Origin of the sequence: Enterobacter cloacae complex sp. IR5428, assembly GCF_049238585.1 — a bacterium.
GTDB classification, from domain to species: domain Bacteria; phylum Pseudomonadota; class Gammaproteobacteria; order Enterobacterales; family Enterobacteriaceae; genus Enterobacter; species Enterobacter intestinihominis.
On the sequence record NZ_JBMKHV010000003.1, the window covers coordinates 86,665 to 98,065 of the forward strand.

An 11,401-nucleotide genomic window follows, 5' to 3' on the forward strand; every position below is an offset into this window, starting at 1 on the left:
GCGGATGGCGAATAAAATCAAGAGAGGGGAATCAGGCGAAATGCGTGGTATATAAAATAAAATCCATAAATACCTAGGATATATTTTACATCTTTTATTTTTGAAGGGTTACCTTTCCTCTATATGGTACGTATCTTTATCACTCCAATATATAATCTTGTAATTGCCGAAATTTATGCCTTGATCTTTGTAATATTCCATCACTTCTGATGGATACCAACCATTCCCATATAAAAAAAGAGCACCCTCGCTAATTAGAATTCTAATAATTCTCTGCTTATCCAGATCATCGCTTACAGGCCTAACCATAAACTCATCTAATAATGAAAAACCTAATACCTGCATTTTTTTAATAAAATGCTGACCAAAAGCCCGGGTTTTTATAAGGTTCCCAGCTATATCAATAACAATAATCGCTTCATTTGGCATCTTATTCAATTTACATTCACCCTTATAGCTACTGGATTTGATGTTGGTACGGAATTTATCACCATTTCTGGAGCCCCACCAGGTAAATGTTGACCCGGGCCTAAGAAATAATCATTACCACTTAATGGACTTCGTGGCTGCATATTAGAGATTCCGCCAATCTTTCTGATATTAAATCCTTCACTTAGTGAACCTGGATATAACCCCATATCTTTTTCAATTATTAAGGAAAGAGACTTAGATATAGTTACATCTCCGTCTTCAATGCCATTGAAATATTTCAACGCTCCTTTTTTGTCCGTAATGAATGTACCATCGCGACCAATTGCAGGATATTGGTCCCAACTTTTTGGACTAATATTATATCCTACATCATCCTTTAGCATTTTCGCTTGTCGCGCTCTTGCGCTTTTAACCTTACATAATCCAAGCGGGTCAATGTACTTGAGCGCATTCGGCGCATACTGGTAAAGATTTATCCCCCCCGCCAGCCCTATCGGGTCCTGCTGCGTAAACCGTCCGCAGTCCGGGTCGTAATACCGGAACAGATTGTAGTGCAGCCCTGTCTCGCGATCCAGGTATTGCCCCTGCATACGCAGGTTCTGGGAATATCCTGATACCTGCGTTTCGCTTTCCCGCAGCAGTTTGCCCCAGGCGCTGTTCACCCCTTCCCAGCGCACCTGCCCTTCGCTATCCGTCATCCGCTCCGGCGTGCCGTTGGGCTGACAGTGGAACCAGAAGATTTCCGGGGCATCAACGCCGTCAATACGCGCCAGCGGATCGTAGCTGTCCTGATCGCTGTAGACGTAGGTCAGCGGCACATCCCCGTGCACTTCCTGCAACAGCCGGAACCCTTCCCAGACAAACCGGGTGGTGACCGGCTTGCCGGTTGGCTGGCCGCCCAGCATCTGGCGGCGCGTTTTGCTGATGCGTCGCCCGAGCGGATCGTAGCGGAAGCTGACCTCCGTCAGGCGGTCTGTTGCGGTCCCGCGGCTGGCTGATGACCTCCGTCAGGCGGTGCTCGCCGTCGTAGCGGTAGTGCCAGCGGGTCTGGCCGTTATCCTTCTCCACGGTGCGGCCATGGATGTCATAACGCCAGCGAATGCCGTTGAGCTGCGACCGGCGGTTGTGCGGGATCTTCTCAGCAAAATCTTCGAGCGGTGAAGATTCTGTAGTGGTGGCGGTTTGCGCCGCGGTTGAATCCGATATCGCTGAAATGAACGACACCGATCGTGAAGATTTAATGGCCGAGCCGGGTCTGGAAGAGCCGGGCCTGAACCGCGTGATCCGCGCGGGCTATGAGCTGCTGAATCTGCAAATCTACTTCACTGCTGGCGTAAAAGAAGTGCGTGCATGGACCATCCCTGTCGGTGCGACTGCGCCTCAGGCGGCCGGTAAGATCCACACCGACTAAATCATAGGGTAATTTCGTCCTATCCCTAGCAGCTGTAATGTTCCACCATTAATTTATTCAAGATATGCACTTGAAAAGTTGCAACAGTGCAGCGGGCACGCTCGTTAGAGCTCTACACAGTTTAACAGAAGATGTCATAGTTCCAGCGAATGCTTGCGCTGGGCTTTTTATCAAGTAATAATCCGTAGTATAAATCCTAATTCATACTGGGCCATTTTATTTTCGAAGGCTCCAATCTGTGGAATCAGCTACACGGATTTCATTAAGAATGAGATCTAGAGGAACGTGTGCAATTATTTACCCCTCATTAACTACACTGAATCGACCACCTGTGGACGTGGTACACCATTGATATGTTTATGCGTATCGATTATTAAAAAAGAAAAGATCAAAAAACAGTCAACATGCGATACTTATTTGATAGTTAATTCCATGTTATATAGATACCGCAATTAAATGATTTAATGTCATAGCAGACAGTAATATCACCCCATTCCAAACGCCATGTTACACTATGTTTTTCTTTTGCATCTGGTTCGCCAAGATCATATTCCTCTGCTACCCAACGATATAAGAAATCAACTTCTTTGTTTAACATATCAATGTTAGAAACTTTATTCCAATCACTTATTGCCTGATAATACTCACCCTCTTTATAAATTAATTGCACCATAAATGGAAAATTGCTAAAGCATAATGGGCGTATTATAAGCTCAAATTTCTTATCAAACCAAAGAACGGTATTAACGGTATAATGATAAGGAATTAATCTTTGCATTTTATTTTTTGATTCAAGATATTTGTAAAGTTCAGAAACTATAAACGTATCCTCCCGTTGTATGAAAAGATATTTATTATCTAACTTAACTTTGCCATCTGCGATGTTAATTTCAAAATCAATCATATGCTTATAACCTTCCCCGGTATCAGTAGGTTTCTAAATTCCTCAGGGATAAAGAATTGCATCCCTCCCCCTCGGCCATAAATGTTATTAGCCAATGCTCTTCCATATGCGACATCAATATCCTCGCTGACATAATAAGCTCTTACTTGCGTTCTTAATGTACGATGAGGATCAATTTTAACCTGAAGCGCTTCATGGTAGCCTATAGCATTTCCTTTGTTTTGCCTAACGGTTGGATAAGTCACCGCATATGATGGAGGAGTATCACCGTTCGGATATAATGCATACAAAATCGTGCCTTTTTTCAGTTTCCTATTTTTGTAGACATCTATACCTTTGTAATCACCTTGACCTTGCCATTTCGTAGCTTCTTTAGATGGATCCTTACATTTACGGCTCAACCCCCACGGATCCACCCATCCCAGCGCATTCGGCGCATACTGGTAAAGATTTATCCCCCCCGCCAGCCCTATCGGGTCCTGCTGCGTAAACCGTCCGCAGTCCGGGTCGTAATACCGGAACAGATTGTAGTGCAGCCCTGTCTCGCGATCCAGGTATTGCCCCTGCATACGCAGGTTCTGGGAATATCCTGATACCTCTCGCTTTCCCGCAGCAGTTTGCCCCAGGCGCTGTTCACCCCTTCCCAGCGCACCTGCCCTTCGCTATCCGTCATCCGCTCCGGCGTGCCGTTGGGCTGAAAGTGGAACCAGAAGATTTCCGGGGCATCAACGCCGTCAATACGTGCCAGCGGATCGTAGCTGTCCTGATCGCTGTAGACGTAGGTCAGCGGCACGTCCCCGTGCACCTCCTGCAACAGCCGGAACCCTTCCCAGACAAACCGCGTGGTGACCGGCTTGCCGGTTGGCTGCCCGCCCAGCATCTGGCGGCGCGTTTTGCTGATGCGTCGCCCGAGCGGGTCATAGCGGAAGCTGACCTGCGTCTGCGGCCTGTTGCGGTCCCGCGGCTGGCTGATGACCTCCGTCAGGCGGTGCTCGCCGTCGTAGCGGTAGTGCCAGCGGGTCTGGCCGTTATCCTTCTCCACGGTGCGGCCATGGATGTCATAGCACCAGCGAATGCCGTTCAGCTGCGTCAGGCGGTTGTGCGTGACCTTCTCAGCAGAGCCTTCGAGCGGGTTACCGGCAGCATCCCAGCGCCACTGCTCCTGGCCAGGCAGCGTGCCGTCCTGAACGAGCAGGCGCCCGGCGCTGTCGTACTGCCAGCGGTACCAGCTGAACGGGTTATCGTCCCGCTCTTCCCGCACCAGATTATTGCGGTAGTCGTAATCCCTGCGGCGGGACCAGCGGCGCGGCGACGGGCGCTCGGCGTTGCCAGTAAAGACGTCCCGGCGATGCAGTCGCCCAAGACGGTCATTAACGTTTGATTGGTTTTTTTATTGCGGGGTTAAAACACATTTTCTAATAGTTCTGTTTTCATACTGGGTTCAAAGAGAATGATGTCGGCAGTCGCAAGCTTTAATGCCTGAAAAGGAACCTCACGCAAGCGTTCTTCGAGAGAGACCAGACTCTCACATTTAGCGAGTATGACTCCACCGGTTCTTGGGCTCCGTCTACCCAATGCCAGAAATATCCCCTCTGAATAACCTTTTAAGCCACTCCACATGAGCAGGTATCACTGCGTCAATCTCTTCGAGTGGTTTGATATAGGTTAAAATGACAATCTAAACCGTGCTCATCCTTTGCCTCTTAACTCTGTTTTTTAAACTGCTTGTTGGTACTGCTGTACAGTCCCTCTTTTGCCAACAGTTATTGTTATCGTTTTTTGGCGCTTTTGATGTTAATACGCAGGGCCCAATTGAGACAAAGCATTATGCTTCATATCCCAGGAATAAAACCAGTCATGCCAGCCGTTTTCCTTTTCCGCATAGCTACAGACCACAACCACTTGCTTTGACAGGTTGAAAGTTAAGTAACAGAAAGCTGCGCCTTCAGGAGGTGCTGACCAAAATAGTTTTTCGCCCTGCGGATTGAAGATGGTCAAAACGGTTGATAGTGGCTTTGGCTCGCTTAACGCAAAGACTAACTGACGTGTTGAGTCGACCAGTGCATAGTCTAAAAATGGCATACTAACCAGTATGTTACTTTCACCACACGCCCATTGAAGCAGGTCATTTTCTTTAATACAAATGAGATTTTCAATCATTGGTAAACCTCAACTTTTAAAGTTTGATCTGTTTCAAATCACCTTCAAAAAGCCCCACAAGATATACCCGATATCGGGCTGGCTGCACTTCTTTATACGTTAATACAGCAGAAAACTCTTTCAAACACTTTGAACAAATGTTTTTCGAAGCGTCTAATTGGCTTTCATCGTAGTTATATTTATTATATTCACTAACAAGCTTCACGCATCTCATTTTCTTAACCAAAAAGCATTTTACCTCTTCAGAGAGCGTGTCAAACTCATATGAGTTTACTATGGAATAGACTATTACGCCTTCGCATTCAGGGCATGCTATTTCTGCGCCATAATTTATAAAGTCATTATCTATACCATCCAGGACCAATAACTTCCTCTTCAGCTGATTAGTTATTTTAATTTTTCATCAAAACCTTAATTAAAACGCAACAAATCAGAATTAATTATAGATATAATGAATAGAGGTGATGTTTTAATTGGATAGATAATTCAAAGATGAACGCGAGCACAAATACATGCCAGAATGCTATGCATGCACACGCCGGGGAAATTGTATGCAATCAAAATTAAAACTGACTAATCATCTTCTATATCAGGGGGTGGTGTCGTAATACCAAGTATTTCTCGGCCAAATCGAATTTCCTCTGCAGTTTTCTTTTTAAGTTTAAGGATAATAACACCCAGTAAAGTATTATTATTTTCATCTGAATAAATCTTGAACGAGTACAACTTACTTCGGATATTAATTACGAATACATTTTCCTTTTCAAAATTTTCAAGGGCAATGATTAAATCATCAAGACCATTAACTTTCAACCCTGTAAATTTAGTATTTTCTTTATGCGCTTTCATTATTCTCAATTCATTTTGAGTACTACTTATAAATGATGCACATTGAAGATTATTCTTTTCATTTAGATAAGAACGAAACTCATCCGGTATTTTTTCTCGTGCATACTCAATAAGTTTATCATTTATCATGGTAGGAATACCTCCACATCGCCACTTCGAATTCCTTTAAGTAAGATTTCGCGTTCCATCCATTCATCAAAAGAATACTCCCACGACCAAGAATCGCCAGGCTTAGGAGCACCAACTTTGACTCTCAATATGACCCCATCAGGCCCTGCGAAGCCTCTAGCTACATCTGGACTATCTGTCCACGAAGTATAGGGGCTGATGCTGGATACCCCTCCGAAGTTATGTTGCTCCGGAGTTATTGATGAATGAACATCCCCAGGAATTACCTTACCATTAAGTGCATTTTCCCATTCGGGATGGTCTTTATGTATACCCCTGTAATTATATTGCCCAGGTTCCGCATCAGGTAGATGTTTATCGGGCTTACAAGGCGACAACCCCCACGGATCCACCCACCCCAGCGCATTCGGCGCATACTGGTAAAGGTTTATCCCCCCCGCCAGCCCTATCGGGTCCTGCTGCGTAAACCGTCCGCAGTCTGGGTCGTAATACCGGAACAGATTGTAGTGCAGCCCTGTCTCACGGTCCAGGTATTGCCCCTGCATGCGCAGGTTCTGAGAATATCCTGATACCTGCGTTTCGCTTTCCCGCAGCAGCTTGCCCCAGGCGCTGTTCACGCCTTCCCAGCGCACCTGCCCTTCGATATCCGTCATCCGCTCCGGCGTGCCGTTCGGCTGGCAGTGGAACCAGAAGATTTCCGGGGCATCAACGCCGTCAATACGCGCCAGCGGGTCGTAGCTGTCCTGATCGCTGTAGACGTAGGTCAGCGGCACTTCTCCGTGCACTTCCTGCAACAGGCGGAACCCTTCCCAGACAAACCGCGTGATGACAGGCTTACCGGTTGGCTGGCCGCCCAGCATCTGGCGACGCGTTTTGCTGATGCGTCGTCCGAGTAGGTCATAGCGGAAGCTGACCTGCGTCTGCGGTCTGTTGCGGTCCCGCGGCTGGCTGATGACCTCCGTCAGGCGGTGCTCGCCGTCGTAGCGGTAGTGCCAGCGGGTCTGGCCGTTATCTTTCTCCACGGTGCGTCCGTGGACGTCATAGCGCCAGCGAATGCCGTTGAGCTGCGTCAGACGGTTGTGCGTGACTTTCTCAGCAGCCCCCTCAAGCGGGTTACCGGCCGCATCCCAGCGCCACTGCTCCTGACCGGGCAGCGTGCCGTCCTGAACCAGCAGACGTCCGGCGCTGTCGTACTGCCAGCGGTACCAGCTGAACGGGTTATCGTCCCGCTCTTCGCGGACAAGATTATTGCGATAGTCGTAATCCCAGCGGCGGGACCAGCGGCGCGGCGACGGGCGCTGGGCATTGCCGGTAAAAACGTCCCGGCGATGCAGTCGACCGAGACGGTCATATTCGCTGCGTGTGGTTAGCAGCCCCTGCGTACGGCTGGTTTCACGGTGAAGTTCGTCGCGGGTAAAGTCGGAGACCGAGAGCTTATCAAGCGCGATGCTGAGCAGATGCCCGCTGCCGTAGTAGAACTGTTTCAGCTCCCGGCCATCGGGCAGCGTGACGGAGGTGCGGTTACCCAGCGCGTCATACTCCCACGCCAGCTCCCCGTGCTCGCCCGTTTCGCGCGTGACGCGCCCGAGCGCGTCATACTCAAACACAAGCTCCTGCTCGGCCTCGGCACTCCAGGCATCGGCTGAAAGCGCGGGATGCAGCCCAATCCGGCTCAGAAGGCCGGACGGGGTGTAGTGGTAGCGCGTCTGCCCCTCCGGCGTGGTGCGGGCGACCAGCTGGCCGCTCGCGCTCCAGGCAAAGGCATGGGTAATGACCTCCGGATGTCCGGCGGCAAAGGTGCGCGCTATCGTACGCCCACAGGCGTCGTAGCGATACTGCGAGGCCACGCCATCCAGCCCCACCTCTTCCAGCAGCAGCGAGTCCGCACCCCAGCGGAACTGGTACGCTTCGCCGTTTTCGTTTTCCAGGGCAATCAGACGCCCGCGGCTGTCCCAGCGGCGGCGCACCTCTTCACCCTGCGTATTACGGGTGGCGGTTAAGCGCCCTGCCTCGTCGTATCTGAACTCGCTCTCTTTCCCGTCGGCGCCCGCATGCTTCACCGGCAGACCACGTTCGTTCCATTTGAGCGACTCTGTCCACCCTTCCGGGCGATCGAGCTGCACCGGACGCCCCGCGGCGTCGTAGCGGTAACGCGTCTCTTCGCCGTCGGCGCTTATCTCAGCCACCAGCCAGCCCAGCGGATGATAACGGTATTGTGTCACACGGCCCGAACAGTCCGTCGCACGCACCATCTGCCCGGCCTCGTTGTACTCCTGGTAACGGCTGTTCCCGGCGGCATTGACTTCTTCCACAACCTGACCAAACTCGTCCCGACGCAGCAGCGTGGTCTGCCCCATCGGATCCACCACGCGTTTCAGCCCGTGATGTTCGTCATACAGGAACCGGGTGGCGCTACCGTCGGCTTCGATGATGGACGCCGGAAGCGCACGGTGCTCCAGCCAGGTGGTGGTGCGGGTATTGCCGTCGGCGTCGATCTCCTGCACCCGGTTGCCCATCTCGTCATAGACGAAGGTAACGGCATTACCCAGCGGATCGATGCGACGCGTGAGGAGTTCGTTGTCATCCCACTCGTAGCGCCAGTTCTCACCGCGCTCGTCAACGTAGCGAACAATCAGGTTTTGCGCGTTCCAGTAATGCTTTCGCGTCTGACCGTCGTAGTGATCGACGGTCGTCAGCCCGGCGGCTAAATCGTAGCTAAAGCGACAGCCGTCGCCGGTGCTGGTGCGGTTTTCCACCACGCGCCAGTGGTCGAATTTTTGCCAGCGGTATTCGCTCTCCAGCCCGCCCGGCAGACGGTGCCAGACCATCAGGCCATCATCGTTATAACGGTATTCACGGGTAATCACGCCGGAGGCATCCGTTGCGCTGGCCAGCTGGCCGCGCGCGTCATACCCCCACTGCATCAGCGGCCATGTCTGGTTGCCGTCAAAATGGCTCGCCGAGGTAACGCGCTGCGGGAAACGTTCATTTTCATAACGCAGAGTGACGTCGATCGCCCGCGGCTCATCGTGCAGACCGACCAGCCGCCCGTGTTCATCCCACGCCGTCAGCAACGCGTTGCCGTACTCGTCGCTGAGGGAGGCCAGGCGCAGGATGGCTGGGTTGGCGCGGGTCGGTTTATACAGACGCCACACCGCGCCGTCATCGTCGGCAATCGCCACGTCGCCGCTCTCATTACGGCGGATGATAATGCCTTCGCTGATGCTGTAAAACGCGCGGTCGACCGGCGGCAGTTCAAAGCTCAGCTCGCGCCCGGTTTCATCGAACCAGGTGGCGTTGTTTTCTTCCAGCGTCAGATAGCTGTCAAAGGTGGTAGCCCAGCCCAGACCAAACAGCCCTTCGCGGGTGGTCAGGCTGTTGTAGCTGCGCTGCCAGCGCAGCGGGAAGCGCCCCGGCAGCGAGAAATCGAGTTCGTCGTCGTCATTCAGCACCTTCACACCAGTAGCGGCGTGAACCGGGTGCGAGGAGCCGAACACGGCGTTGACCGCCATATCGGCCAGCATCCCGCCACCGGCAGCAGCCAGCGCGCAGGGCATGTTTTTCAGGATCTTGCCCGGACGCCCGCGCAGCAGGGAGAGCGCAATCATCCCCAGCGCCAGGCCCGGCGTTTTGCCGCTTTTAATATCTCGAACCGTGAGGGTGTCGCCGCCGATGATCACGTTCGGGGAGACGTCGTCGGAAACGGTGCCTTCGCAGGTGGTGCGATCTTTTGCACGCACCGCGGGCTGCCCGTTGATAAAGACGCTTTTCGAGCCTTCCGCCAGATACTGCGGCCCGGAGTGTTTCTCGCACGCCACCTTGTCTTCTTCCAGCGGCGAGGTCCCGGCAGCGGCAGAGGCCACGCTCGGCTGCCACATTTCGCTGCCGAACTGTCCGGCAGCGGCAAGCAGCATGCCCGCGTAGTCGGCAAAGCTGCCCGGAGACTGCGGCTCAGGGGAAGGAGTATCGGCAGGCGTCAAGGTCCCGGCTGCGCGTGCAGCGGGGATCGCATTAGTAAGAACGTTGCTGGAACCGGTAGTGATCTTACCCGCAGGCGACGGCGGGAAAAGCGCGTTGCCCAGCCCTTCAGCGGCGTTGCTGATATCGTCGGTGATCCCCGCGACGTTCGCCAGAACCCCACCAATAATGCCGCTCAACAGACAGCTGGATCCAATTGCCGCCACGCCTGCCGCTGCGGCCCCGGCTCCCAGCAGTGGGGCCGCGACGGTCGCTGCCGCGCCCACCGCCGCGCCAATCACCGCATAGGCAGCGCCTTCCGCCACAATGCTGGTAATATCAGCAAAAATGCTGGAGTGAATAATCTCGTCGCCCTTACGGGCCGCGTTGTTATCGCTCATGCCTTACACATTCCGGTTGTCGTTTAGCGTCAGACTCTGCTTCAGTGCGCTCCAGCGCGCCTCGTCCTCTTCCGTAAAGGCTTTTAAGGCCGAGAGGGTAAAAATCATCAGTACCGGTTTGCCCGGCGTCTGCACGGCCAGCTGTTTTTGCCACAGGCGCTGGCCGTTACGGTCAAAGGTGGTCTCAACTTCCAGTCCGCTAATGTTTCCGTCTGGCCCGGCTTTTACGTGCTGAAATTCGCTCTGGGCGATCTCCCCCATCTGAGGGCGCAGGACTTCCCACTGACGGTGGAACTCTTGTTCGTAATCGCTACCATCCGGGATGACGCCGCGGCTGACCACTACAGATAACCCGCTTTCGTCATCGCGAATAATGTTCATGCTGTTATCCTGCCAGGCAGCAGGGAAAAGGGAAAACGAACCTTCCTGGAGGGTGTATTTCATAAGTGAACTCGGGATGATATTAGAAAAATAAGATTAAAAGCGCTAAAGTTTATACAGCCAATATTAATTACTGCTTAGCGACTCAGAGGGACAAGATCATTACAACGTTAGCACTTTCTTTTTTTTCCGCAAAAACTTTAGGGGCAGCGATATTATTGGCCGTTTGATAATTATCTTCTTTCACAGCCCGTAAAGTTGCCTCGCAACTTAATGTTCGTAGCGTGACATAACTACCCTGCTCAGGCATTCCTGATTCAGAACTGGAAAGCTAAATGCCCATGCCAGCCCGCGTTCATCGGTAGGAGTGCGATATCCTACTGATTGTCCCGGCGTGTTTCCGCGAGGGATATTAGACAATTTCAGATCTGGAAAATGAGATTTGACTTGTTCAAGAGTAATACATGGATGATTAATTACGAAAGAAATTAAAGATACGCTGTTATCGCCATTTCCCCATAAACGAACATCCACATCGCTGATCCGTGTGCCATCAGTTAACGTAAAGGGAGCTGAAGTATAACGGTCTTCTTTCTCCTGTGTATTATTAATCAGCGGTTGGTTAAACAGTTTACTGACATCCTCAACTTGTTTACCCCACACTGATTTCATTTCTTTGATCATTTGCCACAACGAATCTTGATTCATTTTATTATGCCCTGCATAGGTAAATGCTGAAAATAATGGAAGAACAATGAGGAATGTAGCTTTAATCAT

Annotated in this window: 7 protein-coding genes and 4 pseudogenes; 1 reads left to right on the forward strand and 10 read right to left on the reverse strand. The window is 51.5% G+C overall.

Annotated features, from left to right (window positions below; translation table 11 throughout):
• Nucleotides 1–108: 108 nt before the first annotated feature.
• Nucleotides 109–429 carry a hypothetical protein gene (locus ACOTXC_RS05085; protein WP_232934624.1) on the reverse strand — a complete coding sequence of 107 codons (321 nt, stop codon included), beginning with the start codon at nucleotides 427–429 and terminating at the stop codon, nucleotides 109–111.
• A gap of 5 nt (nucleotides 430–434) precedes the next feature.
• Nucleotides 435–1,593, reverse strand: a pseudogene (locus ACOTXC_RS05090) (RHS repeat domain-containing protein); the annotation flags it as partial.
• Between ACOTXC_RS05090 and ACOTXC_RS05095 the strand changes: the two are divergent.
• Nucleotides 1,592–1,840, forward strand: a pseudogene (locus tag ACOTXC_RS05095) (DUF933 domain-containing protein); the annotation flags it as partial. The pseudogenes ACOTXC_RS05090 and ACOTXC_RS05095 overlap by 2 nt on opposite strands.
• Before the next feature lie 427 nt (nucleotides 1,841–2,267).
• On the opposite strand, the gene ACOTXC_RS05100 reads toward ACOTXC_RS05095, so the two are convergent.
• The 8 genes and pseudogenes from ACOTXC_RS05100 to ACOTXC_RS05135 form a co-directional block, all read right to left on the reverse strand.
• Nucleotides 2,268–2,747: a hypothetical protein gene (locus tag ACOTXC_RS05100; protein WP_094948303.1), complete on the reverse strand. Its 480-nt coding sequence runs from the start codon at nucleotides 2,745–2,747 to the stop codon at nucleotides 2,268–2,270.
• Nucleotides 2,744–4,116 (reverse strand): annotated as a pseudogene (locus ACOTXC_RS05105) (RHS repeat domain-containing protein); the annotation flags it as partial. The gene ACOTXC_RS05100 and the pseudogene ACOTXC_RS05105, both read right to left, overlap by 4 nt.
• Nucleotides 4,117–4,148: 32 nt before the next feature.
• A pseudogene (locus tag ACOTXC_RS05110) lies at nucleotides 4,149–4,425 on the reverse strand (YciI family protein).
• A 116-nt stretch (nucleotides 4,426–4,541) separates the two neighbouring features.
• On the reverse strand, nucleotides 4,542–4,907 hold the full coding sequence (locus ACOTXC_RS05115) for a hypothetical protein (protein WP_038416218.1): 366 nt from the start codon (nucleotides 4,905–4,907) through the stop codon (nucleotides 4,542–4,544).
• A 573-nt stretch (nucleotides 4,908–5,480) separates the two neighbouring features.
• Nucleotides 5,481–5,885, reverse strand: coding sequence for a hypothetical protein (locus ACOTXC_RS05120; RefSeq protein ID WP_023300299.1), 405 nt, complete (start codon nucleotides 5,883–5,885; stop codon nucleotides 5,481–5,483).
• On the reverse strand, nucleotides 5,882–10,243 hold the full coding sequence (locus ACOTXC_RS05125; protein WP_421767459.1) for an RHS repeat-associated core domain-containing protein: 4,362 nt from the start codon (nucleotides 10,241–10,243) through the stop codon (nucleotides 5,882–5,884). Before ACOTXC_RS05125 ends, ACOTXC_RS05120 begins: the two co-directional genes overlap by 4 nt.
• 3 nt (nucleotides 10,244–10,246) lie before the next feature.
• The gene (locus ACOTXC_RS05130) at nucleotides 10,247–10,687 is read right to left on the reverse strand and encodes a DcrB-related protein (RefSeq protein WP_022648394.1); all 441 of its coding nucleotides are present in this window, start codon (nucleotides 10,685–10,687) and stop codon (nucleotides 10,247–10,249) included.
• Between the two features lie 207 nt (nucleotides 10,688–10,894).
• Nucleotides 10,895–11,401, reverse strand: coding sequence for a hypothetical protein (locus ACOTXC_RS05135; RefSeq protein ID WP_223861961.1), 507 nt, complete (start codon nucleotides 11,399–11,401; stop codon nucleotides 10,895–10,897).

What these genes read in the sequence shown, in the direction of transcription:
- ACOTXC_RS05085 (WP_232934624.1), bottom strand. Translation starts at nt 429, where the DNA reads ATGCCAAATGAAGCGATTATTGTTATTGATATAGCTGGGAACCTTATA.
- ACOTXC_RS05120 (WP_023300299.1), bottom strand. Translation starts at nt 5,885, where the DNA reads ATGATAAATGATAAACTTATTGAGTATGCACGAGAAAAAATACCGGAT.
- ACOTXC_RS05125 (WP_421767459.1), bottom strand. Translation starts at nt 10,243, where the DNA reads ATGAGCGATAACAACGCGGCCCGTAAGGGCGACGAGATTATTCACTCC.
- ACOTXC_RS05135 (WP_223861961.1), bottom strand. Translation starts at nt 11,401, where the DNA reads ATGATTAAAGCTACATTCCTCATTGTTCTTCCATTATTTTCAGCATTT.
- ACOTXC_RS05100 (WP_094948303.1), bottom strand. Translation starts at nt 2,747, where the DNA reads ATGATTGATTTTGAAATTAACATCGCAGATGGCAAAGTTAAGTTAGAT.
- ACOTXC_RS05115 (WP_038416218.1), bottom strand. Translation starts at nt 4,907, where the DNA reads ATGATTGAAAATCTCATTTGTATTAAAGAAAATGACCTGCTTCAATGG.
- ACOTXC_RS05130 (WP_022648394.1), bottom strand. Translation starts at nt 10,687, where the DNA reads ATGAAATACACCCTCCAGGAAGGTTCGTTTTCCCTTTTCCCTGCTGCC.